Consider the following 25,649-nt stretch of genomic DNA (forward strand, 5'->3'; position numbering starts at 1 on the left):
ATAAAATGTATAAATGATACAACTGCAAAAGTCACAAAATCGAATGTGGAAACAGTGTGAAAAAGAAAATTTTGTGTCTTTTGTGGTTCAAGAAAATGATGGTGCATTCCATCAGGTAAAAAAAACACAGAAAATCTGAGGATGTAAGGATCTCTGTTTCAGAGATTCTTCGACCTCGGAGAAGTTGAAAAAAGGCAAGAAAAAGGGAATCCGGAGGATTCAATCTTGCTTGCCGTTGGCGAAACCAATGGAATAAAAAATAGGAAATGAAAACGCTATTGATCATAGCTTTAAGTATACTCACGATGTCTTTGACACGGTCTTGTACAACTATGGAAAAAACGAGAAAAAATATTACCGCAAAGGAGATTTTAGGAAACAAAGAATATTTGGCGATGTCTTATGGAGGTTATCGAGCCAATTCCAGAAGAGTTCAGCCAACGATTCCCCAGATTAAGGAAGACTTGTTGATCCTTTCAACGATGGGCGTTAAAATGATTAGGACGTATAATGTCCATCTTCCAGAAGCGGTTAATATTCTGAAAGCCATTGACGAGCTGAATAAAGAAAATCCAAAATTTGAGATGTATGTGATGTTAGGAGCTTGGATTGATTGTAAAAATGCTTGGACAGGTTTCGAACCAAATCATTATGAGGAAAGTGCAAGAAATGCCACCGAAATCGAACACGCTGTTGAACTTGCTCAAAAGTATCCCGAAATTGTAAAAGTAATTGCAGTAGGAAACGAAGCGATGGTAAAATGGGCAACTGCTTATTATGTTCAAGCAGGTGTGATTTTGAAGTACGTTAATCAGCTTCAAGACCTCAAAAAAGAAGGAAAACTTCCTAAAGGTTTGTGGATTACCAGTTCGGATAATTTTGCGTCTTGGGGAGGTGGTTCAGGCGAGTATCACACTCAAGAATTAAAGGAATTAATTCACGCTGTGGATTATATTTCGATGCACACCTATCCAATGCACGATACGCATTACAATCCGGTTTTTTGGGGAGTACAGACTTTTGAAAATCATTACAGCAAGAAAGAACAAATCCAAAAAGCAATGAACCGTTCTTTGGAATATGCGCAATCTCAATACGAAGCTGTAAAATCTTATATGAAAAGTCTTGGTGTTGACAAACCAGTTCATATTGGTGAGACAGGTTGGGCAAGTTTTTCCGATGAATTGTACGGAAATAATGACTCCAAAGCAGTGGACGAGTACAAGTCAGGTTTGTATTACCAAATGATGAGGGAATGGACAGATAAAGCAGGAATCTCATGTTTCTATTTCGAAGCTTTCGATGAGCCTTGGAAAGATGCTGGAAATCCTAATGGTTCAGAAAATCATTTTGGACTTTTCACAGTTCAAGGAAAAGCAAAATTCGCTGTATGGAACTTGGTTGACCAGAATATTTTTAAAGGATTAAAACGAGACGGAAACCCAATCACCAAAACATACAACGGAGATTTGGAGAAACTGATGGATGAAGTTTTACTTCCACCTCAAAAGAAAATGGAATTAGTGAATCATTAATTAAAACGATTTTAATCAATAGAAACGGGCAGTGTCATCCTGAGCGTAGTCGAAGGAAGCCCGTTTATAAAAATTTAAAAATCAATTGGCTTTAGCCAAAATTTATAAATAATAAAAACTACAATAGTCACAAAAGCGAATTGTGGAAACAGTGTGAAAAACGAAACTTTTGTGCCTTTTGTTGTTCAAAAAACACCAACTCATGAAAAACATAAAATATTTAGCGATTTCATTTGTAATGCTTTCAATTATGAGTTGTAATACCCAGAAAATGTTGACAACAGAAATCTACGAAACTTCGGCTTCAGGACATCAATTAACTAAAATTGAAGAACTTTCAACCAACGAAAGTTCAACAGTAATCACGCTTAATCCAAAAGAAACTTACCAAACTATTACAGGTTTTGGTGGTGCTTTTACGGAATCTTCTGCTTCTTTGCTGAATAAATTAAGCAAAGCCAATCGTGAGAAAGTAATTAACGCTTATTTCTCTGACGAAGGTGCTAATTATTCGTTGACGAGAACACACATGAATTCATGCGACTTTTCTTTAAGTCATTATTCATACGCTCCGACAGACGATAAAGAGTTGAAAGATTTTTCTGTAAAAGAAGATAAAGACGATCTTATCCCGATGATTAAAGATGCGATGAAAGCATCAAAAGAGGGATTTAAAATTTTTGCTTCACCTTGGACAGCTCCACCGTACATGAAAGACAACAATGGTTGGGTTGGTGGAAAACTAAAACTAGACTATTACGATACTTGGGCTTTGTTCTTTTCTAAATACATCAAAGCTTATAAAAACGAAGGAATTGAAATTTGGGGTTTCACAGTAGAAAATGAACCCCATGGTAATGGTGGAAATTGGGAAAGTATGTTGTTTACACCAGAGGAAATGACCAATTTCGTTCAGAATCATTTAGGTCCAAAATTAGAAAAAGATGGTTACGGCGATAAAGTGATTTTAGGCTACGACCAAAACCGAAATGATTTAAAACATTGGGTTGATACGATGTATGCAACATCAGAATCTTCAAAGTATTTCAGCGGAACGGCGGTGCATTGGTACGATTCAACCTTTATGATTTTTGAAGACGAATTGCAATATGCACATCAAAAAGCACCAAATAAATTATTAATTCAGACCGAAGCTTGTGCTGATTCTGAAGTTCCACATTGGAAAGATGACGCTTGGTATTGGAGCAAAGAAGCAACCGATTGGGGTTGGGATTGGGCTCCTGCTGAACAAAAAGCATGGCATTCGAAATATGCACCAGTTAATAGATATGCAGGAGATATTATTGGTTGCTTAAACAATTGGGTTGATGGTTGGGTTGATTGGAACATGGTTCTAAACCGTCAAGGAGGTCCAAACTGGTTCAAAAACTGGTGTTTGGCTCCAGTGATTGTGGACGAAGAAAAAGACGAAGTCTATCTAACACCGTTGTATTATACGATGGCACATTTCAGCAAATATATTCGTCCAGGTGCAAAACGCATCGGCTTCGAAAATCCTCATAAAGACTTACAAGTAACATCCGCACAAAATCCAGACGGAAGCATCGCTGTAGTGGTTTTTAACCCAACTGAAAAAGAGAAAACATTTGCTTTAGCCTTAAATAAAGACCAAAAAACGGTAAAAATAAGCGCAAAAGCAATACAAACCATAATCATTAAAAAATAAAACACCATGTCAGAAAAAGCTGTTACAGGAGGTCAAGTTCCTATGGGACAAAAAATTGCATTCGGTTTTGGGATGTTAGCCAATCAAATGTTTCCCGCCGCTTTGGGAATCTTCATGGTGGTATTGGTACAGAATTTAGGTTTCCCAGGTTGGATGTGGAGTGTAATCTATTTCTTCCCACGAATTTTTGATGCTTTTTCAGACCCAATCATGGGATTTATTACGGATAATACCAAATCAAAATGGGGAAGACGCCGCCAATACGTGTTTATTGGTGCTATTGTGATGAGTATTGCTTTCATTTTGATGTGGCAATTGTACAAAGACGACGGCGTGAATTACAATTTTGTGTATTTCATGTTTTGGTCATTTGTTTTTTACCTTGGATTAACGATTTTCAGCGTTCCTTATGTGGCGATGGGTTACGAAATGAGTAATGATTTCCATGAGAGAACCCAAATTATGGCGATTTCACAATGGATTGGACAATGGGCTTGGATTATTGCACCTTGGTTTTGGGTGATTATGTACGACGTTGGAGAAGGTGGTTGGTTCGAAACGACCGAAAGTGCTACAAGAACATTAGCAGTTTGGGTAGGCTCAATTTTGATGGTTGTTGCCATTATTCCAGCAATTTTCATTAAAGGTAAATCCACTTTAAATGAAAACTACGCAAGTCTAAGTTTAAGCAATGCTAAAGGAAGTTTCAACGAAATTATTTTGGGTTTCAAAGAAGCTTTGGTTATTAAACCTTTCAGAAAACTATGTATTTCTACATTTTTGATTTTCAATGCTTTTAATACCGTTTCAGCTTTTACGTTCTTTATTATTGTGTATCAGTTATTTAACGGAGATACCAAATTGGCAAGTCAAGGATATTGGCCAACGTTATTTGGCTGTTTAAGTGCGGTTGCAACAACTTTCGTGGTGATTCCGATTGTGACTTGGATGTCCAAAAAAATGGGTAAAAAGAATGCTTTTGTTTTATCACAAGCCATTTCAATCATAGGTTACGTTTTGCTTTGGTTCTTACTCGTTCCGGGAAAACCATACTTATTCATTTTCGCATTGCCATTTATGTCATTCGGAATTGGAGGATTATTTACGCTAATGATGTCTATGACTTCCGATGTTATTGATTTAGATGAACTCAATACAGGAAAAAGACGCGAAGGAATTTTTGGAGCGATTTATTGGTGGATGGTAAAATTTGGTTTTGCTATTGCTGGAGCTTTAAGTGGAATTATTTTAGCACTTGTTGGTTTTCAAGAAGGAGTACCAACAACAGAGCAAGAAGGTGCTATTTATGGTCTTCGTATATTCTTTTCAGGACTTCCAATTGTTGGGACTTTAGCTGCGATTTATGTGATGTGGGATTATGATGTGACCGAAGAAAAAGCGAGAGAAGTCAGTGCAATTTTAAAAGCAAGAAAGGAAAAACCAGTACTTTCTTCATCTTATTATAAAAACGGAAAACTATTATCATTACCAATTTCTGGTCTTGCAGTAGATACTTCAAGTGATGAAAATTTCTCGAACAAATCTGAAAACGAAATTAAAGCCATCTTCAAAACAAAGTTAGAAGAAGGAATGAGCGGACTTTGCTTTAGTCCATACACGGAAGGACAAGATATCGGAGATATTTTATCGAAATTTCAGATTGAAAGAAGAATGGATGTCATTAAGCCTTACACAAAATGGGTGCGTTCATTCTCATGTACTGAAGGTAACGAACATATTCCTGCGGTCGCTCACGAAAAAGGATTGAAAACTTTAGTTGGAGCTTGGATTGATGCAGATAAAGCTAATAATGAGGTGGAAATTGAGGCTTTAATTAAATTGGCTAAAGAAGGAAAAGTGGATACCGCCATCATCGGAAACGAAGTTTTGTTAAGAAATGATTTAACGGAAGATGAAGTTTTAGGCTATATCAAAAAAGTGAAAGAAGCGCTACCTGGAATTCCTGTAGGTTATGTAGATGCCTATTATCAATTCTACGAAAGACCAAGATTAGTGGAAGCTTGTGATGTGATTGCCGTGAACTGTTATCCTTTCTGGGAAGGTTGCGACATTAATAATGCTTCAACTTACCTTAAACAAATGTATGCTTTGACTCAGCAAGTTGCTAAAGGAAAACGTGTCATCATCGCCGAAACAGGTTGGCCAAGTCAAGGTAGTAACAACGAAGGTGCAGAACCATCTGCTGTTAATGCCATGAAATATTTTATCAATACCATGAATTGGCAAAACCAACAAAATGTAGAAGTATTTTATTTCTCTTCATTTGATGAGTCTTGGAAAGTGCACCACGAAGGTGATGTAGGAGAACGTTGGGGAATTTGGGATAAATACGAAAAACTGAAATTTTAATAATGAGGGGTGATGGATGAGGGAAGCTGGAAGATGAGAAGTGAACAAAGAATAATTTTCCACAAACTCTGAACCCGAAACCCGAAACTCGCAACTCAAAACAAAGAAAAACACAAAGCCGGAAACCATTAATTAATCACCATTGATCAATCATCAATTATCATTCATAAATAATAAAACCATGTCTTACAGAGCAGAACGATATTTATCATTATCAAAAGTTAATCAAGAGAACTATCTATCGGAAAAAACAGAAACCGAAAAGAGAGATTTGTTTTTAGAAATACTGCATAACGGCGTTCATGGATTTTGTTTCAGTCTTTATGAGGACGGACAAAAACCAGGAGATATCATTTCTGAAGAACAGGTTCGCAGAAGAATGGCGATTTTGAAACCTCATACTTCTTGGGTTCGTTCATTTTCTTGTACGGAAGGTAATGAACATATTCCCGTGATTGCTAAAGAATTCGGGATGAAAACCTTGGTTGGAGCATGGCTTGGAAACGATCCTGAAGTTAACGAAAGAGAAATCGAAGGACTTATCAAATTAGCCAAAGAAGGTTATGTTGATGTTGCGGCAGTTGGAAATGAAGTGATGTACAGAAAAGACCTTACGGAAGACGAGTTACTGGATTTCATGCAACGAGTAAGAAAGGAAATTCCTGCTGAAATTCCGATGGGTTATGTTGATGCTTATTATGAGTTTACACAACGTCCAAGAATTACAGAAGCTTGTGATATTATTTTGGCGAACTGTTATCCTTTCTGGGAAAGTTGTCCTTTTGAGGATTCATTAAATTATTTAAAAAACATGTACCATCAAGCGGTAAGTGTTGCCAACGGAAAAAGAGTTTTGATTACGGAAACAGGTTGGCCAAGTAAAGGTGAAAACTTAGACGGAGCAATTCCTTCAGAAAAAAATGCTTTAGAATATTTCCTTAACACACAGCTTTGGGCGATGGATGAGGAAATCGAATGTTTCTACTTCTCATCTTTCGATGAAAGCTGGAAAGTCGGAGCAGAAGGCGAAGTTGGAGCTTATTGGGGAATCTGGGACAAAAATGAAAAACTAAAGTTTAGAGAATCTGAAGCTTTAAGTTTTAATAATTAATTGATTTAAAATAAAGAAAATGTTTAAAAATTATCTGACTCAACTGCTTTTTACACTGGTGTTTACTAGCTCGTTGTTCAATGCGCAAGTAGATGTGGTGTATAATGATTTGGTGTGGTCCGATGATTTTACCACCAATGGAGCTGTTGATGCAACCAAATGGCATCATCAGACTCAACTTCCTAATGGTGGTAGTTGGTATAATGGAGAATTACAGCATTATACCAATCAACCGACCAATTCTTTTGCGGACGGAGGATTTTTGAAAATCGTAGCTAAAAAAGAAAACTACACGGACCAAGGTATTACTAAGAATTATACTTCCGCTCGATTGAATTCAAAATTTGCTTTCAAGTATGGTAGAATTGATGTTCGAGCAAAATTACCTGTAAATTCTGGAACTTGGCCTGCAATCTGGATGTTAGGGAAAAATATCAACGAACCTGGAGGATTCTTTTCAGCGACTTACGGGACAACCAATTGGCCAGCTTGTGGAGAAATCGACATCATGGAACACGGTATTTTTCCGTCACATAATATTAACTATATTCAGAGTACGGTTCACACACCTTCAGGTTATGGAGGAGGTGCTAATGGAGGCGGAATTATCGCTTCGGATTTAGCCAATAATTATCATGTATATTCTCTGAATTGGTCGCCTAATCAATTGACATTTTTATTAGATGGCGTAGCGTTTTTCACCTATAATCCATCGGTGAAAAATGCCAGTACTTGGCCATTTGATAACGAGCAATATATACTTTTGAATTTAGCAATGGGTGGAATTGCAGGGAATATCGCTTCTAATTTTACACAAGCTGAAATGATCGTAGATTATGTAAAAGTGTATCAAAACACCTCTGCAGATAATATTGCACCGAGTAATTTCACCGCTTCTGCGGGAACAGTTACTGCGGGTTCAGTGGAGTTATTATTGAACGCAGTTGATAATTCAGGGACCATTTTTTACAATATCAGCGGAGCTTCAACGCAAACTGTTTCGCATTATTCTGGAGTTCAGAAATCTGTGATTATTACAGGTCTTTCTCCTGCAACGACTTACAATTTTAATATTACGGCAACAGACGCTACTGGAAATATTGCAGCGAATAGTCCACGCACAATATCCGCAACAACTTTGGGAGCGGGAACCAATACTTCTTGCTCGGGTATTTCTAATTTGGCTTCACAAGGAAGTTTTACAACGGGATATAGTTATCAATTCGAAACCATTGGAACCGATGTGAAGTTTACTTTTGAATTATTAGACACCGATAAAGTAGGAGTGGTGGCGTATTTGTGGAAGCAAACTCCATTTACAGAATATCCGATGACTAACATTGGTGGGAATATGTTTACCAAAACCATGACTGGACAAACCTTAGGTTCAACGATTACCTATGCTGTAAAATTTGCTTTTGCAGGAGGAATGTCAGTAACCAAATATTATGATTATGTAGTGGGAACTTCTTGTAATTCTTTAGCAGTAGAAAACTTGTCGAAAGAAGAACAATTGGTTTATCCAAATCCAGTCACAGATGTACTGCATTTGAAATTAGCAGATAAACAAAACCAGATCATTCTAATGGATGGTTCTGGAAAGAGAATTAAAAAACTTCAATCGACAGAAATGCAGGATATTGATATGAGCGATTGTCCTTCTGGAATATACTTTTTGACTGTTAAAAACTCAAAAGGAACTGAAAGTTTTAAGATTATAAAAAAATAGAAGCATAAAAGTTATGCTCAAAAAAATGAATAAACAATTTTAACTAACCAAATTTTAATATTATGAAAAAAATGTCTTTTTTATTGATGTTATTGATAACATCTTTAATGTTTTCGCAAAATCTCATTCTGAATGGAGATTTTTCTAACGGAGCAACTAGTTGGAGTATTGGCGGTAGTGGTTCAGTTGTAGGTGGTGAAGCATATTTTGCAACATCTAATTCAGCTGGAAATCCTTGGGATACACAATTGACCCAAAATGGATTGTCTCTTACAAGTGGTGCTGCGTATACGTTGACTTTTAAAGCTAGAGCAGCAGCAAACAGAAATATAACAGTTGCTATCCAGAATTTTGGGAGTTGGGAAAATCAAACACCTAACCAGACTTATGCATTGACAACTACAATGCAAACGTTTACCCAAACATTTAATGCAGCTTATACTAATACTAATGTTAATTTAGCATTTTTATTGGGAGTTCAAGGAAGTACAGATGCGGTTTATATTGACGATGTTGTATTATCTGCAGCTACGATAGATCCAGCTTCTGACGCTACTTTAAGCGCATTAACGGTTAACGGAACTTCAGTGACGGGATTTAGCCCATCTACAACTACTTACACGTATGCTCTACCAATTGGAACAACAGCGGTTCCGACAGTTGCTGCTACAGCGACTCGAGCCACTTCTACAGCAGTAGTAACTCAAGCAACAGCTTTGCCAGGAAGTGCAACAGTATTGGTTACTTCTCAGAATAATACTACAAAAACCTATACTGTAAACTTTGTATTGTCTGGGCCTAATGTAGCTGCACCAACTCCAACAGTTGCTGCTGCTAATGTTATTTCTTTGTTTAGTAATGCATATACCAATGTTCCTGTTGATACTTGGTCTGCTTCTTGGGATGATTCAAGTATTACTGATATGCAAGTGGCAGGTAACGATGTGAAGAAAATTACTTTTGCAAACTTCTTAGGAATAGACTTTAGTGCTGCAGGACATCATTTGAATCTTACCAATGCTACACGTTATCATATGGATATTTGGGTAGACAGTTTACCAGTTGGTTATGTTTTCAACGTTAAAGCAGTTGATTTTGGAGGTGGAGCAGGAGAAGCTTCTAATTTCTTACTTGGAATCAATGGAGGAACAACACCGAGCTTATCAACTGGACAATGGGTGACAATTGATGTTCCTATTTCACAATTTAGTAGCAGTCCAAATTTAAGAGCAGACGTAGCACAGTTGCTTTTTATTTCAAACATTACAACAGTTTATGTAGATAATGTATATTTCTATAACCCTACATCAGCTCTTGCGGTACACGATATTTCTTCTACTGAAAAAGTGAAAATGTATCCAAATCCAGTGAAAGCTGGAAATGTAGTTTTTGTTGGAGAAAATGTAAAAACAGCTGAGGTTTATAACTTTGCAGGTCAAAAAATTAGAACTTCTAACACAAGAACTTTGGGTACCGAAGGACTTGCAAAAGGAGTTTATTTGATTAAAACAACTAACGAAAAAGGAGAAGTTAATTCTTCAAAATTAATTGTTGAATAATCATTATTGATAATAATTATTAGCAGTCGGCGGGAATTAATTCCCGCCGACTTTTATTTTATACCGAAAAACATTATATTTGACTAATATACCGATGCAGTAGTGAAAAAAGCTTTTGGATTTATATTCTTTCTTTTTGGTTTCTGTTTGTTTTTTGGTCAGAAATTTCCTTCTAAAGGAGTTCCTGAAATGGAAAGCTATGTTCCCGCGAAGTATGGTAATACTGGAAAGATTTGGGAAATGAGCTCTTCGTCCAAAGGACTACTTTATCTCGCTTCTGAGAAGGGTTTGATGGAATACGATGGTAAAACCTGGAAGACCTTTAAGGGAAGCAAAGGATTTACTCGTTCAGTATTTGTCGCCAATGATTCAGTGATCTACACCGGTTCGGACATGGATTTTGGTGTCTGGAAGAAAAATGGTTTCCTCGGTTTTGAATACACTTCTCTGTATCCCTATAAAAATAAAGTCGGAAAGGAGAGTGAAGAGTTTTGGACCGTTGCGGTTATCAAGGGAAATCCAGTTTTTGTTTCCCACAATAATCTCTACATTCAGAAAAATGGTAAAATCACAAAAATTTCTGCTTCGGGACGGTTTTCAGATAGTTTTGTTAGTGGTGGCCAATTGTATATTTCGGACGAAACCAAAGGCCTTTTTCAGTTGGTTGGTAATCAATTACAGCTGGTTTTTCCGTACCAATCAGGAAACACTTATCAAATTTTAGGTGCTTACAAGATCAATAATCAGCTTTTTGCGGTAACTAAAGACAATGGGATTTTGGTGAATTCTGGTGGCTCCTTCACGGAAGTTAGTAACGAACTCAATCAAAAGCTAAAGTCAGGAGTAGTGTTCAGTTTTGCACAGATTGATTCGACACATTTGGCTTTTGGTACCATTCTTAACGGAATCTATATTACCGATATTCAGGGTAAGATATTGCATCATATTGACCGGCAAAAAGGACTTTTAAATAATACCATTCTCAGTCTTTACTATGATCCATCAGGGAATCTTTGGGTTGCAATGGATTTTGGTTTGTCTAAAATTGACCTCAAGAATCGTACGAATTATTTTGTTGATTTTAGAGGAAATTTCGGGACAGGTTATAGTGCAATATTGCAAAATGATACTTTTTTCCTTGGTACTAATCAAGGTTTGTATCATGCGCCTTGGACTGCACTTGATGACAGTCAGCCTCATAACACTTTTGATATGATACCAGGTTCCGAAGGTCAAGTCTGGAGCCTTAGAAATGTAGATGGTGAAATTTTGGCAGGTCATGACCTTGGTCTTTTTCGAGTTTTGGGTAATTCGGTGTCAATGATTAGTCACGAACGTGGAATCTGGGCGATTAAACCCTTTAACGCAAATTATATTTTAACCGGAAATTACAATGGAGTTTCGGTTTTCAAGAAAGAAAATGGTCAATGGATTTTTGTAAAAAAAATTAATGGCATTGCAGGTTCTTGCAACCAAATTGAGATTGTAGGGAATACCTTATGGGTTAATATTCCTAATTTTGGGATTGTGAAGGCAACTTTGGATGCTAATTTTAATGCTACCAATCGAAAAATTTATTATCCAAAGGATTTCAAATCAGAAGATTTGCAGTTGAGCAAAATACAAGGTAAAATCCATGTTACCGGCGGTCGGTTTGATTATCAGTTCGATGAGGGAAAGAACCGTTTTATGACGGTTTCTAATAACCTCCTTCAAAGAGAAATTGTTAATCCGTTAACTGGGTTTAGTAATCCTAGTCATCTTAATTCACAGTACGACTTTTACCCGATTTTTAATGGTTTTGCATTAAAGAATATAGGCAAAGATTCATACGGTTTCAGAGTTTATCCTTTGGAATTTCGGGGTATGGAAGTCTTTAATAATGAGGAAAAAAAGCCTTTTTTGCTGGATGGTTGTATTCCTTACGCTTTTAATAATGTCAAACTCAGTTTTATTGTTCCCCAGACGACCAATGTAATCTACCGTCATCGTTTTGGAGAAAAAGGAGAGTGGAGCAATTGGACCGCCAATAATAGTTTTGAATTCCTTGACCTCAAAGAAGGAGATTATGATTTTTATGTTCAAGCCAATGTAGATGGTGAGCTAAGCAATGTTTCTAAGATTTCTTTTGAAATTAGAGCTCCTTGGTATCGCTCTTGGTTAGCTTATTTTATTTATTTCTTCACGTTTTTGGGTATTCTGTATTTAATTAAAAAAAGACAGCAACAACTTCTTAAAAAACAGGGAGAAATACTGAAAAAGCAAGAGGAAGAATCTTTGAAAGTTCAGCATGAGAAGCACGAACAAGAGAAAATGCTTTTGCAACAAGAGCAATTAGAGAGAGAAAAAGAAATTCTTCAGCAGAAAGTCAAAGACAAGACAATCGAATTGGCCCAAAAAGCGAAGGACGATGAAGATAAGAACCGCCTTTTGATGGAGGTTACCGAGAAATTGGAAGAAATTGAAAATAATCCTCAAGTTTCAAAGATGAAACTCAAAGAGATTCGCCGAATGATGCGTAGTTATCTGGACAGCGAAGATCATACTTTCGAAATCCAGATGGACGAACTGCATCAAGAATTCTTTAAGTCAATGAAAAAAGAATTTCCGAACCTTTCTATCTATGACTTGAGGTTGTGTGCCTATCTTAAGATTGGACTTACCTCGAAAGAAATGGCAGACATTTTACAAGTTTTACCTTCGAGTATCAATGTAAGTCGCTCCCGTTTGAGAAAGAAATTAGGACTACAACCAGAAGATGATTTATTTGCGTTTTTGAACCGATTTTAAGCGATCATTATTAAGGTTGAGGTATTTCAAGAATCATGAAATCTCAATTGCTTTTTTTCATTATCTTTGAGCACCATAAAAAGTTCAGAAAACTAAAGAAGGTTTTGATCTTTTAACTTTAAACACACTACCCAAATGAAATGTGGAATTGTAGGACTTCCTAATGTTGGAAAATCCACCCTTTTTAACTGTCTTAGTAACGCCAAAGCACAATCGGCTAACTATCCATTTTGTACCATCGAACCTAACTTAGGAACCGTTTCTGTTCCAGATCAGAGATTATTCGAACTCGAAAAATTGGTGAATCCGGAAAGGGTTTTGCCAGCTGTTGTAGAGATTGTTGATATTGCTGGGTTGGTGAAAGGAGCGAGCAAAGGAGAAGGTCTTGGAAATCAGTTTTTGGCTAACATCAGAGAATGTGAAGCTATTATCCATGTATTGAGATGTTTTGACAACGGAAATATTGTCCACGTTGAAGGTTCTGTAGATCCGCTTCGTGATAAAGAAATTATTGATATCGAATTGCAGTTGAAGGATATCGAAACCCTTCAAAAAGCATTAGATAAGGCTAAGAAATTCATCAAATCTGGTAAGAAAGAAGATGTTTTGAAGTTTGAAACATTACAAAAATTGTTAGCTTTCGTAGAAGATGGACGTAACGCGAGAGAATTTGATACAGATGATTTGACAGCGACTTTTGTTGAAGAAATTCAGTTGTTGACGAAGAAGCCTATTCTTTATGTTTGTAACGTAGACGAAAATGCTATCAAAAATGGAAACGAGTGGATTGCGAAAATTGAGGACATGGCGAAGAAAGAAGTAGCTGAAGTAGTTGTTCTTGCTGCTCAAATCGAAGCTGATATTAACGAATTAGAAACTTTTGAAGAGCGTCAAATGTTTTTGGAGGAGTTAGGTTTGGAAGAACCTGGAGTTAACCGTTTGATTCGTAAAGCATATGATTTGTTACACCTTCAGACTTATTTTACAGCAGGTGTTAAGGAAGTAAGAGCTTGGACTATTGAGAAAGGATGGACTGCGCCACAAGCTGCAGGAGTGATCCATACTGATTTCGAAAAGGGATTTATTAGAGCTGAGGTGATCAAATATGATGACTTCGTTACTTATGGCTCCGAAGCTAAAGTAAAGGAAGCTGGTAAACTTTCAGTTGAAGGAAAAGAATATATCGTGCAAGATGGAGATGTGATGCATTTCCGTTTTAATGTGTAATTGATTTTCATCCATCATAATAAAAAAAATCTCAATATTTAATATTGAGATTTTTTTTGACTTTAATGTTAAAGACTGGTTTATTTTTTTGTTTTATTCTCTAATGGAATTAGGGCGAATTTAGAAACATACAATTTGTTGTTTTTAATTTCCCCTGTTACTTTCGCTTTTCTCACCGCATTACAGAAGCCATCACTCCCATGTGCATCACCATGGTCATTGATACCAGTTCCTTCAATAGGATAAACTTTACCCTTAATTTTTGCTGTTAAAGAACAACTTTTCATGTGATTTTGGTCAAATTGACAAAGGCCACAAGAGACATCAATGGTTTTATTGTTCAGTTTTTGAGAAAACATTAGACCTGCGGTGAGGAATAATAAAAAAAATGCAATTTTTTTCATTTAATTAAATTTAAGTTGATTCCGAACTCGGAATTGATTTATTTTGTTGAGCCCCGTTAGGTGTATTCTTAATAAAATAAGCATACAAACTAAAGAATGCTAATATAATCACAAAAGTCAATATGCACACATAAAAAGCGGTACCAAATCCATAACTAATCGAAATTTCGCTACCTCCAAACCCCATTGAGTTGTTTCCTAATCCATCTAATTGGGACTGAAATCCAAGATAGAATATCAACAAGGAAAGAAACCCGATGGCTGAAAGCGTAATATGAAAGACGTACTTTTTCTTAATTGATTTTATGAATGGAACAACCAAACCAATGATTGCAGCTAAAAGTGCTACGATAATATAAGGGCTTGCAGGGATACCTTTCTTTTCTTTGCCTTTTTTGAGGTCTTTGTCAGACTCAAGGCCATCGGAATCGTTACCTGGAGACGAAAGCTCATCTTTTTCCCCCATCATTGAACCTAACATAGAGTCCTCACCAAAAGATTTTCCCATTTTTTTTGTCAACTGCTCCTCAGAAACTCCCGTAATCAAATCTTTACCATCTACGGCCATCAAAGTAGTGTCACCACATTTGATTAAGAAAAAAGGAAAGAAAAAACAGAGAATAATAACGCTGTAACTAGGGAATGGAAGTAGATCTGAGATCACCTTGAAATTGTTCATATTATTTTTTTTGATAAATATACTCAAAATAGCTAAAATCAAAACAAGTGATTTGTAATGTGATTTTTTTGTATTTTTAAAATCCATGAAAATTCAAAAACTAACTACAATGGACATTTCAAAAAAAATTAAAGAGCACTTGGAGTCAAAAGATAACTTCGTTGTTGAAGAGAAAATTATTTTGCGAGATTTTCTTGCTTTAGAGCGTACCAAACTTGCGAATGAAAGAACTTACCTTTCTTTTGTTCAGTTTTCTCTTTATTTTTTTATTGGTGGGTTAACTATTTTACAATTAGACGAGTATGGTCAGTTGGAGTTTATTGGGATTTCGGCACTAGTTATTAGCGCTGCAAGTTTTATTATTGGGACCCTTCGTTTTTTTCAATTAAAGAAAAGACTTCAGAATTTGTATAAAAAAAGTGAGTGAAAAATTGTAACAAATCTCACAATCCTATAACTTACTATCAAATTAAAAAAAATGAAAAACACTATTTCAACACTATTTATTTTTGTTTTAGCATTAGTTAATATTAGTTTCGCCCAAGCGCAAAGCAAAAACGCTCCGGCATATGAAAAGTCTGTACTTTGGGAGATTTCAGGCAATGGACTTACAGAACCGTCTTATCTTTTCGGGACTTTTCACATGATGTGCAGTAAAGACTTTGCTATTAAAGAAAAAGTAGATCAGGCGCTTAAGAATACTAAGCAAACAGTTTTAGAAGTCAATTTTACAGATCCCGAGCAAATGGGAAAGATGCAAGAATTTATGGTTTCTGATAAGAAGTTAAGTGAGCAATTTGAAGATAAGGAACTAGAAGAATTGAGAAAAGGATTAGAATCGTTTGGATACAAATTGGAAGACATCGATAGCTTTTCACCACTAATGTTGTATTCACTATTAAGTACAAAATTTTTTGATTGCCCTCCAACAGATCTTAGGATGTTGGATATGGAGATTATGCAGAGAACACAGGGAATTGGTAATCAAATTATGGGATTAGAAACAATTGAAGATCAAGCATCAGTATTTAGTAATTATCTTAATCCTAAAGAAATATTGAAGTTAGTTAGTAGTTATGAAGAAGGAAAAAAGAAAATGGAACAATTGGTGAAATCTTATCAAAAAGAGGATATTGTAGCAATGGGAGCTGAATTTGACGACGAAAAGACTATGAGCAAAGAACAGAAGAAAATAATGCTTGATAATCGAAATCTTAATTGGATAAAGAAGATGCCTGAAATGATGAAGAAACAACCTACCTTTTTTGCAGTTGGAGCAGGGCATTTACCAGGTGAAAACGGTGTTATTAATCTTCTTCGTAAAGAGGGATACACTGTAAAACCAGTTATGAAATAAAATCTATTTTTATAAGTTTAATTGAGCCCATCATTTCATTGATGGGTTTTTTTGACGGTAATAAGAAAATTTAATGTAAATATCTTTGAAATTTAAGTTCTTCAAATTGTTTAAGTATTTGAAGATGACCATCTTTAAGTAACAATTTTTTATTTGCGATATTCCAAACTGTTTCATAGTGATGGTCAGTGATGAGGATTCCTTTTTCTGGTTTTGCTTTTATTATTTCTGAAGTAATAAGGTCTGTTAATTTTGGAGACAGTGCCGTAAAGGGCTCATCCAAAAGGAGGAATTTGCAATCTGAGTGTAGCAGAAGCATAATCTCAGTATAACGTCTTTCTCCACCTGAGATTTCGTTTGGTTTGCTGCTAAGAAATTTGGAAATAATGGGGTTTATGTTCAAAATTTCGGTTTGTTCTTGATTGCAAAGCAATGGGATAATGGTCTTTATTTTCAGGTGATTGGGTAAGAAATGGGCCTGAGGCAAAAGGTGAATTTTGTTGCTAAAGTCAAAAGAATCTTTAAGTACTCGTCCATCCATTCTTAAGAATTGCTGATTTCCTTTCTGGATGCCAGAAATAATTTCAAAAAGAGTAGTTTTTCCACTGCCGTTTCGACCAAAAATTTCTATAATTTCGCCTGTTTCAATACGTAATGATATATCACTAAGGATGTCTTTTTTACCAAAAGATTTTCTGATGCTGTCAATTTCTAAGAGATGTCCCATAGAGAAAAAATCAAATAAGGAGGTATAGAAATACCGATATTGGCCATCCAAAGCCATAATCTACTCCAGCCAAATAACGAATAAAAGTAATATTCGTTTTTGTTTCTTTTTTCATAGACCATGTACTGAAAAAACGGTGAAAGTAACAGAAATGCTATGAAGAAATTTCTAAACGAAAATCCCATGACAATTGCTATTGCTACGGAAACCGCAAAGCTTGGTATCAGAATCTTTAGATAGAAAAACCAAAATGCTTGTAAAGGCTTCAAAAATTTCATCAGTCAGGTTTTCAATGTGTTTATTGACTTAATTGTAGAATTTCAAACCATCATTCATCAATCATCAATCATCATTCATCAATCATCATTCATCAATCATCATTCATCAATCATCATTCATTACTTATATTAAATCCTTTCCAACTCGTCTGCATTAATTTTGGTGGTGAATTTTCCGTAATTGACTTCGACTTTTCCGTTTTTTTCTATTTTTTCGATCGTTCCAACAGAGGTACTTCCAACAATACGAACTCTTTGACCCGGCTTGAGCCAAACCGCTCTTTCTTGTTGTCTTTTTTCTTCAATTTTTTCGTTGGTTTCGGTTATTTTTTCTTGAATGTTTACCTTTTTCAGTTGTTGGGTGATTTTCCGCTTGACCACCTGGAGTTTTTTGCTTTCGTCTTTGTCAACGCCTAACTTTCTATACTTTTCTTGTTCAAGAATTTTCACAAAATCTTTTACCAAGTCTTTTCTTGGTCTACCGCTCACATAGGCGTCAATAAAACCTTCAATCTTATTCCCAAATTGCAACTTTCGATGTTCTTCTTCGTATAATTTCTGAAAATTAAAGAGTTTTTGCTCTAATTGTTCATTCAGTTTTTGCAGGTTACCACGCTTGTCTTCAACAGACTCTTTTTGTTCTGTTAAATTGGATTTAAGCTTTTCGACTTCAAATTTTTCTTGTTGAAGTTTAACGATTGTCTTGTCGAGATTAACAACATCGCGTTCTACCTTTTTGCGAGCATTTCTGATGATAAACCACGGAATTTTGTTTTTCTCTGCAACTTCAAAGGTGAAAGAGCTTCCTGCTTGTCCTACTTCCAATTTGTACAGTGGAACCAAGGTTTTTTCGTCGAAAAGCATAGCTGCATTTTCTGCGTGAGGAAGTTCTTCGATTTTGAGCTTGATGTTGGTGTAGTGCGTTGTAATAATCGCAAATGATTTTTTTTCGTAGAAAAACTCCAAAAAGCTTTCCGCCAAAGCACCACCCAATTCTGGATCAGAACCTGTCCCGAATTCATCAATAAGAAGTAGCGTGTTTTCATCAGCTTTTTTGATGATTCCAGACATTTTTTTCAGTCGAGAAGAGTAGGTGGAAAGGTGATTGTCAATGGATTGGTTGTCTCCGATATCTGTCATGATGTTCTTGAAGAAAAACATTTCTGATTTGGGATGAACTGGTACCAAAATACCACTCTGAATCATGAGTTGAAGTAGACCAACGGTTTTCAGGGTGATGGATTTTCCTCCAGCGTTAGGTCCAGAGATACAGATGATTCTGTTCTGTTCAGTCAAAGTTAACGTTTGAGGGAATATTTCTTTCTTTTCGATTTTATTTTTTTGCCAAAGTAAAGGATGAAAGGCGTCTTTTAATCGTAAAGTTCGATGCTTATTAATCTTAGGTAGTACCGCATTGATTTCCTGCGCAAATTTGGCTTTGGCTCGAGTAATATCAAGGTCAAAGATGTAAGTTTGATAATCAGTTAGTTGTTCTTGAAATTCTGATATTTCAAAAGTCAGCTTTCTGAGGATTTTGTCAATTTCGTGTTTTTCTTCTTCTTGGCATTCGCGCAGCTTTTGTTCGTGTTTACTCACGCTTTGCGGCTGCATATAAGTAATAGAACCTGTTTTGGAGATTCCCATCACTCGACCAGCGACTCTTTTCTTGAAGGAAGACTTCACGGCCATTACCCTCTGGTCTTCGAGGATGGTCTCTCTGATTTCGTCGAGCAAATCGAGTTGCGCGTAATGATTAAGCGCTTTATTAAAATTCTCGGTAATATCTTTTCTCGCTTCGGCGATTTCTGCTCTTAATGTTTTTAAAATAGGAGAGGCATCGCTTTTGACTTCACCAAAACGGTTGAAAACTTGGTCAATTTTTTCAATAATTTCCTTTCGAAAATCCAGAGCTTTAACTTCTTGAGAAAGGGTAGGGAAGAGTTCTTCCAAAGGAGGGAAGAACTTCTGTAATTTGCCAATTTGTTCAGTAAGATTTTTGATTTTGATAAATCCTTTGTTTTCCAAACGAAAGTTTTCAATATGCATCACCTTTAATTCGGCTTCGATATCATCAAATTCGGAAAACGGAATGATGTTTTCGCTTTCATAAGAGGAGAGAAATTCTGATGTCTTTTGTAAAGCGATAATTGCTTCATCCTGAGGAAAAGGATGGAGTTGGGTGATTCTTTCTGCACTTTTTTCCGAAAATGCAAAAGGTGTAATTTCCGAAAGTAATTCTGGAAACTCGAGTTCGTTAAGGTCTTTTTGACTGATATTCACATTGCAAATATAAGTTAAAGTCGGAAAATTGAGATGCTCCGAACTGTGCTTAATGAATAAATACGGTGGGTTTTTATGAGAATTTTGTTCTTTTCGAAACGGTTTGTGATAATAATGAAAAAAATAAATGATTATCGGACTGAATAGGTAAAATGTTTTCACTTACCCGAATTATAAACAATGATATTCGTCATAAGTCTGTAGAAAGTGAGTTTAACATATTTTAAGAAAATAATCTTATTATGGATAAAAGTTCTTACTAAACTCTTGTTTAAATTACAAATACATTATTAAAAGAGTTCAATTATTATTAACATTATAATTCATTCGCTTTTATTGATATATATCAGATAATTTTACTGTCTAGTTTTTATGATTTTAGCATTGTTGTTTTTACCTTTGTAGGACAAATTAGAAATGATAAAAGATATTAAAATGAAAAAGTTTAAAACAATCCAGATTTTAGTAGTACTCGCGTTAATGATTTCAGGTTTTTTTTCCGCACAGACTATTAATGGGAAAACAGCAAAGATTGTTGTGGCAGGTACTTCTCCTATGCATGATTGGACGATGACTTCAACAGCCGCCACCTTTATTGGCACTGTGAGTGGAAATTCGATTTCTAATCTCAAATTCTCTATGCCTGCGAAAAATCTTAAAAGTACAAAAGGCAGTATGATGGATAATAAGGCTTACACCGCTTTGAAATCTGATAAAGCTCCTAATATTACTTTTTATGGGACATCAGTCAATATTGGTAAGTCTACAGTAAGTGGTAAGTTAACGATTGCTGGGGTAACTAAGACGGTTTCATTTCCAGTAACAGTAACCAAAACGGGAACTACTTACACGATTACTGCATCCGAATCAATGAAAATGTCGGATTTTGGAATGTCACGTCCTGGTTTTATGGGGGTAAAAACAGGTGATGAAATTACAGTTTCTATTACTTTGACCGCAAATTAAGAATAATAAATATTAAAATTTAAATAATGAAAACTTTAGTAATGAAAATTTCAGCTTTGGCTTTAATCCTAGTTGGAAGTATGGTAAGTGCACAAGAAGAGTCTACACCGTCAGTTAGATCATATCTTGCACCGGAAAAGTATCAAAGAAATATTTTTGAAGATCCCAAAACTGAACCTTTAGACTATTCTGGAGTTAAAGTTAGTATCGGTGGAGACTTCGCATTACAGTATCAAGCTCTTAATCATTGGACTGATGCAACTTTGGCAACAGGTGTTACCATGATGGATTTAGAGAATAATTTTAACCTTCCAACTGCTAATTTGGATATTAATGCATACTTAGCAAAAGGTGTTAAAATGCATTTAAGAACTTATCTTTCTGCTCGTCACCACAATGAGTCTTGGGTGAAAGGTGGATATATCCAAATTGACAATCTTGATTTTATCAAAGATGGTTTCGCATCAGATATCATGAAGTACGCAAGAGTAAAAGTGGGTATGGATGAAATCAATTACGGAGATAGCCACTTTAGAAGATCAGATAATGCTGAAGCGATTAATAATCCTTTCGTTGGTAACTTGATTATGGATAATTTCTCAACTGAAATGTTTGGTGAAGTTTACGGATTTTACAACGGATTTATTGGTATGGTTGGAGTTTCTAACGGGAAGTTGAATCAATCTGTAGTTAAAGGAGGTAATGATAACAAAGCTTCTATCTATGCGAAAGTTGGTTACGACAAACAAGTGAATGAAGATCTTAGAGTTAGATTGACAGGTTCATTCTACACTAATGGTGGTAGAAATACAGGTACTTATCTTTATGGAGCTGATAGAGCAGGTTCTCGCTATTATTATGTGATGTTAACTTCTGCTGATGCGACAGGTACCTCTAACTATGCAACAGGAAGATTTAATCCAGGATTTAGAAAAAATACAGCTTTCCAAATTAATCCTTTTGTAAAATATCAAGGATTAGAATTCTTCGGAACTTACGAGCATGTTTCTGGGTACAAATTAGTGAGTGGAAATTTGGCCGATACCAAAGGGAATTATAGTCAAATGGCAGCTGAACTATTGTATAGATTTGGTGGAAAAGAACAATTCTATGTAGGTGGAAGATATAACACTATTTCCGGTAAAGATAAGGGCGATGCAGATAATCGAAAAATTGATAGATATAATATCGCCGGAGGATGGTATATGACCAAAAATATTTTAGCAAAAATTGAATATGTCAACCAAAAATATGACGATAGTGCAGCATGGGGAACTACAAATCCGCTGTATGGAGGAAAGTTCAACGGTATTATGATGGAAGCAACCATAGGTTTCTAATTATCAATAATTTTTTCAGAGAGGGACCGTCAAAAAGTCCCTCTTCTTTTTTGTATGAGAACTTTATTTACTCTAATTGTAGGTCTAGCATTTCAGGTTTATGCTTTGGCACAGGAAAGTAGTATTGTAATTAATGGAAAGACCAATGTTAACTCTTTCAAATGTGTCAATACGGGATTTCAAAAAGCAGTCCATGTATATGAGTTTTCAGAAGGAAAATTGCCCAATATACAGATCGATATCAACAAATTCGACTGTAAGAATAAGATGATGACTTCTGATTTCAAAAAAACATTGCATTTCAAAGAATTTCCTACGATGAGTATCAGATTTTTAAAATTTAAGCGACGTTCTAATATGTCTTATCAGGCATTAGTAGAGGTCAAACTCATGAATAAGGTCAAGAAATATGAAATGGATTTTGTTGCTCAGGATTATTTTTTGGTAGCAAAAGATGAGGTCAAGTTCAGTGATTTTGGAATTCAGCCTCCAAAGAAGATGGGAGGTATGGTTGTTGTCCAAGATAATCTAGATCTTAATGTAAGCTTGAAATATAAATAAAACCGAAATCTTTTTCGGTTTTATTATTTTTGTACCCATTGTAATTTTTTAACTCAATAACTATGACTTGGACTGAAGTGCTTGCACCTATCAAAAATACGGATTATTTCACCAGTCTTTGGCAAAAAGTCAAATTAGAGTACGAAGCAAACTCTTGTTTCCCACCAAAGGATCAGATTTTCCGTGCGTTAGAATTAACTCCCTTTGAGGAAATTAAAGTCGTAATCATCGGTCAAGATCCATATCATAATGACTTTCAAGCAAATGGATTATGTTTTTCGGTTTCGGATAAAGCAAGCGCGCCTCCTTCTCTCAAGAATATATATAAGGAATTACAAGATGATTTAGGTATCATAAAATCAACCAACGAATTAGATAGCTGGGCTAGTCAAGGGGTTCTATTGCTTAATGCAACACTCACGGTTCGTGCTCATGAGCCTAATTCTCATAAAGACCTCGGTTGGGAAAAATTTACTGATTTTGTCATTAAAGAAGTCTCTGACAAGAAGGAAAATATGGTCTTTGTATTATGGGGAGCTTTTGCACAAAAAAAAGAGGAATATATTGATTCCTCTAAGCATTATATTATTAAGTCCGCGCATCCATCTCCTTTTTCAGTTTATCGGGGGTTTTATGGAAGTCGACCGTTTTCAAAAATTAATGAATTTCTTCGCCAAAAAAGCCTTTCGGAAATCGAATGGTAAATTTTACTTAATGTTCGTTGCATTTTGAGTTTCTACCACAATTTTGGTTATTTTCAAACCAATTTTGTATTGTCCAATGTTATGCTTAAATCCTTTTGAATCCGTTGGGTAGGGATCAACGCTTGTTAACTGGTAATAATATCCGTTGAAAGCAAAACTACTAACCATATCTTTTGAAGGATTGTTGACTGTTGACAAATCGACTCTCATTGGTCGGCTATAAGTTGACATTAGTTCTAGTTGAATTTTTGCGTTTCCTTCCCATACACAATTGGTGCCTTTAGGGCAACGGCTGTCTTCAATCGCTTTAATAAAAGTAACATTGGTTTCGAATTCTTTCAGGAATCGATTTTCACCTTCTTTGAAGACGTAGATTCCTTCCTTACTATTTTTGGTGTTGCTTTTGTTTTCCACTTTAGTGCTTTTTTGTTTTTTGCTTTTGTTTATAGAAGCTTTTTGCGCACTGCAATTGGATAAGGTCAAAAGAAAGAATCCGGTTATGATTAGTTTGTAAATCATTTTATTAAAAAGTAAAATAGTTAATACATACCACCAAAAACATTGCCAAACCCACCATCAGATTAAACCCTGTTCCTAATAGAAATCCTATAAACGCTCCTTTAGTTGAGTTCCATGCTTTTTGAGTGTTGTTTTTATCATGTAAAAGCTCTCCCACAAATACGCCCACAAACATTCCGATTAAGAACCCTAGAGGAATTGGGATGAAGATCATCCCCAGAATTGTCCCAATCACCGAACCTATACTTCCCCAGCGTGTTCCTCCATATTTTTGATTGGTTTTGGCTGGAATTACATAATTAAGTATCGCCGAAGCTATTGTCAATATTCCAAAAATCCAAATATAAGCGATATGCAGATCGTTGACCGTACCAAATTTGTACAATAACAGACCGCAGAAACTCAGTATTAGTCCAGGAAGAACGGGAAGAAACGTTCCTAGCATTCCGACAAAAAGTAAAATAAAACTTAGTAAAACTATTATTGTGTTATCCATAGACTTCAAAAATACAAAAAGTGGCTTTTGTAAGCCACTTTTAGAAATTAATTGATATGTTATAGTTATAGATTAAGAATTACGTATTCTAAGATAAGACCACTGTTTCCGATATTTCCAGTTGCGTGGTTGTGAAAAGTAGTGTAGTAGATATTTCCACTAGAAGTTGTAGAGTTACAAGCTCCCATCGTGTCGCCATGACCTTGATGCGCTGGCCAAGCGTTTTGATTAATACTGATGGTAATTGGATTGTTTCCTGATGGATTATGACAAATGGTGATGTGATTGTCATTAGATGAATTTCCAACTGGTACTGTTGGAGCGGTAGGACTACTGAAATTACCAGTCCTTATCATCAATGGTTCGTTGTTATGAGCAACTAATACCTCCCAAAAAGTACTATCAAAACTTACGATTTTTTCCCAACTTGCAAGGTCGTAATTGATATCCAATGTATTGAATCCTATTGCTCCAGCTAAACTGTTGTTTACCACATTGCAACCATTTAACATACCAGACGCTCCTGTTGTTTTCGCACAAAGGATATTGTCTGGGATGAAACCTCCTGGGGCAGAGCAAGTTGCTGAGTTGCTAGAAGCGTTTCCTCCAATTAAATAAGAAACATCCCAATCTGAAGCATAAAGACTACCTCCATTGGTAACAAATGTTGCAAGGTTGGTATCAATAAGGTTGCTGTCAGCAGGTGATATACCTCCATGTGAGCCGCAATTAAGAAAGATTATATCATAATGGGCAATGGTGTTCATGTTTTTCAAATCATTGTTGGTGATTTCAGTTGCAGTATAACCTAGGGAAGTGATAATGTCTTCGATTTCGTCGTAATCGCCACTTACATATGCGATATTTGCAACCTGATTAAGACGGCTTGAAGCAGCTGGGATTTCAGTATTGGTGTTTTTTTTGACTACTGCGTTAACCTCCGTTTGGAAGTTTTCACCATTTCCAGTTTGGATATGTACTGTTCTTGAACCAACTGGAGCTTCCAACACAAAGTCTCCTGATGATGAAGATGTGGTGTAATACATTTGGTTTTTCTCATCAAAAGTGAAAACCAATGCTCCGCCGATAGTTTTGGCTCCGTTTTTAGAATAAACTTTTCCAACGATTTTTCCTGTCGGACTAGTATTTTCTGATGGTAAAATTAATGAAGGGTCATCTTGGCTTCGATTACAGCTAACGATGAGCATAAAACCGAATAAAAGTAGTAAAAGTGTTTTTTTTTCATAGTATTACTTTGATGATTAATAAGTGAAATACGATGCAATAAATATATAAAAATTTACAATATATTCAATGTATTAAATGTTTT

22 protein-coding genes are annotated in these 25,649 nt (G+C 35.7%); 14 read left to right on the plus strand and 8 right to left on the minus strand.

What is annotated here, in order from left to right; translation table 11 throughout:
* The first annotated feature begins 266 nt into the window (after positions 1-266).
* From AC4AGG_RS08620 to ychF, 8 genes are all read left to right on the plus strand, one after another.
* Positions 267-1,535: a glycosyl hydrolase family 17 protein gene (locus AC4AGG_RS08620; RefSeq protein ID WP_489771590.1), complete on the plus strand. Its 1,269-nt coding sequence runs from the start codon at positions 267-269 to the stop codon at positions 1,533-1,535.
* Positions 1,536-1,737: 202 nt separating this feature from the next.
* Complete coding sequence (locus tag AC4AGG_RS08625; protein WP_489771591.1) at positions 1,738-3,222, plus strand: glycoside hydrolase family 30 protein; 1,485 nt, start codon at positions 1,738-1,740, stop codon at positions 3,220-3,222.
* A gap of 6 nt (positions 3,223-3,228) precedes the next feature.
* A complete protein-coding gene (locus AC4AGG_RS08630) occupies positions 3,229-5,592 on the plus strand; it encodes an MFS transporter (RefSeq protein ID WP_489771592.1) in 2,364 nt (787 codons plus the stop codon).
* 181 nt (positions 5,593-5,773) lie between these two features.
* Positions 5,774-6,703, plus strand: a complete 930-nt coding sequence (locus AC4AGG_RS08635; protein ID WP_489771593.1) for a glycoside hydrolase family 17 protein — start codon at positions 5,774-5,776, stop codon at positions 6,701-6,703.
* A 19-nt stretch (positions 6,704-6,722) separates the two neighbouring features.
* Positions 6,723-8,432, plus strand: a complete 1,710-nt coding sequence (locus AC4AGG_RS08640; protein ID WP_489771594.1) for a family 16 glycosylhydrolase — start codon at positions 6,723-6,725, stop codon at positions 8,430-8,432.
* 62 nt (positions 8,433-8,494) lie between these two features.
* Positions 8,495-9,991, plus strand: coding sequence for a T9SS type A sorting domain-containing protein (locus AC4AGG_RS08645; RefSeq protein ID WP_489771595.1), 1,497 nt, complete (start codon positions 8,495-8,497; stop codon positions 9,989-9,991).
* 102 nt (positions 9,992-10,093) lie between these two features.
* On the plus strand, positions 10,094-12,781 hold the full coding sequence (locus AC4AGG_RS08650) for a two-component regulator propeller domain-containing protein (RefSeq protein WP_489771596.1): 2,688 nt from the start codon (positions 10,094-10,096) through the stop codon (positions 12,779-12,781).
* Between the two features lie 135 nt (positions 12,782-12,916).
* On the plus strand, positions 12,917-14,008 hold the full coding sequence (gene ychF, locus AC4AGG_RS08655) for a redox-regulated ATPase YchF (RefSeq protein WP_489771597.1): 1,092 nt from the start codon (positions 12,917-12,919) through the stop codon (positions 14,006-14,008).
* A gap of 80 nt (positions 14,009-14,088) precedes the next feature.
* On the opposite strand, the gene AC4AGG_RS08660 is transcribed toward ychF, so the two are convergent.
* Together AC4AGG_RS08660 and AC4AGG_RS08665 are read right to left on the minus strand one after the other, a co-directional pair.
* Positions 14,089-14,412 carry a DUF6370 family protein gene (locus AC4AGG_RS08660; protein WP_489771598.1) on the minus strand — a complete coding sequence of 108 codons (324 nt, stop codon included), beginning with the start codon at positions 14,410-14,412 and terminating at the stop codon, positions 14,089-14,091.
* A 10-nt stretch (positions 14,413-14,422) separates the two neighbouring features.
* Entirely contained in the window at positions 14,423-15,091 is a 669-nt protein-coding gene (locus AC4AGG_RS08665) for a hypothetical protein (RefSeq protein ID WP_489771599.1), read from the minus strand.
* A 109-nt stretch (positions 15,092-15,200) separates the two neighbouring features.
* Here AC4AGG_RS08665 and AC4AGG_RS08670 point away from each other — a divergent pair, with 109 nt between their 5' ends.
* Complete coding sequence (locus tag AC4AGG_RS08670) at positions 15,201-15,518, plus strand: DUF202 domain-containing protein (RefSeq protein ID WP_489771600.1); 318 nt, start codon at positions 15,201-15,203, stop codon at positions 15,516-15,518.
* A 51-nt stretch (positions 15,519-15,569) separates the two neighbouring features.
* Positions 15,570-16,448, plus strand: a complete 879-nt coding sequence (locus AC4AGG_RS08675; protein WP_489771601.1) for a TraB/GumN family protein — start codon at positions 15,570-15,572, stop codon at positions 16,446-16,448.
* A gap of 70 nt (positions 16,449-16,518) precedes the next feature.
* Here AC4AGG_RS08675 and AC4AGG_RS08680 read toward each other — a convergent pair whose 3' ends face one another.
* From AC4AGG_RS08680 to AC4AGG_RS08690, 3 genes are all read right to left on the minus strand, one after another.
* Positions 16,519-17,175 (minus strand): ATP-binding cassette domain-containing protein, encoded by a 657-nt coding sequence (locus tag AC4AGG_RS08680; RefSeq protein WP_489771602.1) that lies wholly within the window; start codon positions 17,173-17,175, stop codon positions 16,519-16,521.
* On the minus strand, positions 17,160-17,453 hold the full coding sequence (locus AC4AGG_RS08685) for a hypothetical protein (RefSeq protein WP_489771603.1): 294 nt from the start codon (positions 17,451-17,453) through the stop codon (positions 17,160-17,162). The genes AC4AGG_RS08680 and AC4AGG_RS08685 overlap by 16 nt, the downstream gene beginning before the upstream one ends.
* A gap of 129 nt (positions 17,454-17,582) precedes the next feature.
* Positions 17,583-19,733 carry an endonuclease MutS2 gene (locus AC4AGG_RS08690; protein WP_489771604.1) on the minus strand — a complete coding sequence of 717 codons (2,151 nt, stop codon included), beginning with the start codon at positions 19,731-19,733 and terminating at the stop codon, positions 17,583-17,585.
* Between the two features lie 435 nt (positions 19,734-20,168).
* Between AC4AGG_RS08690 and AC4AGG_RS08695 the strand changes: the two genes are divergently transcribed.
* The 4 genes from AC4AGG_RS08695 (at position 20,169) to AC4AGG_RS08710 (ending at position 23,304) form a co-directional block, all read left to right on the plus strand.
* The gene (locus AC4AGG_RS08695; protein ID WP_489771605.1) at positions 20,169-20,699 is read left to right on the plus strand and encodes a YceI family protein; all 531 of its coding nucleotides are present in this window, start codon (positions 20,169-20,171) and stop codon (positions 20,697-20,699) included.
* A gap of 26 nt (positions 20,700-20,725) precedes the next feature.
* Positions 20,726-22,039 carry a hypothetical protein gene (locus tag AC4AGG_RS08700; RefSeq protein WP_489771606.1) on the plus strand — a complete coding sequence of 438 codons (1,314 nt, stop codon included), beginning with the start codon at positions 20,726-20,728 and terminating at the stop codon, positions 22,037-22,039.
* Between the two features lie 54 nt (positions 22,040-22,093).
* Positions 22,094-22,600 carry a YceI family protein gene (locus AC4AGG_RS08705; protein ID WP_489771607.1) on the plus strand — a complete coding sequence of 169 codons (507 nt, stop codon included), beginning with the start codon at positions 22,094-22,096 and terminating at the stop codon, positions 22,598-22,600.
* Positions 22,601-22,662: 62 nt separating this feature from the next.
* On the plus strand, positions 22,663-23,304 hold the full coding sequence (locus AC4AGG_RS08710) for a uracil-DNA glycosylase (protein ID WP_489771608.1): 642 nt from the start codon (positions 22,663-22,665) through the stop codon (positions 23,302-23,304).
* Between the two features lie 3 nt (positions 23,305-23,307).
* Here the strand turns inward: AC4AGG_RS08710 and AC4AGG_RS08715 are convergent, their stop codons facing one another.
* From AC4AGG_RS08715 to AC4AGG_RS08725, 3 genes are all read right to left on the minus strand, one after another.
* Complete coding sequence (locus AC4AGG_RS08715) at positions 23,308-23,718, minus strand: hypothetical protein (RefSeq protein ID WP_489771609.1); 411 nt, start codon at positions 23,716-23,718, stop codon at positions 23,308-23,310.
* 109 nt (positions 23,719-23,827) lie between these two features.
* Positions 23,828-24,319: a DUF456 domain-containing protein gene (locus AC4AGG_RS08720; RefSeq protein ID WP_489771610.1), complete on the minus strand. Its 492-nt coding sequence runs from the start codon at positions 24,317-24,319 to the stop codon at positions 23,828-23,830.
* 65 nt (positions 24,320-24,384) lie between these two features.
* A complete protein-coding gene (locus AC4AGG_RS08725) occupies positions 24,385-25,527 on the minus strand; it encodes a hypothetical protein (RefSeq protein WP_489771611.1) in 1,143 nt (380 codons plus the stop codon).
* Between the last annotated feature and the right edge of the window lie 122 nt (positions 25,528-25,649).

This window comes from Chryseobacterium sp. CG10_8, from assembly GCF_058117085.1.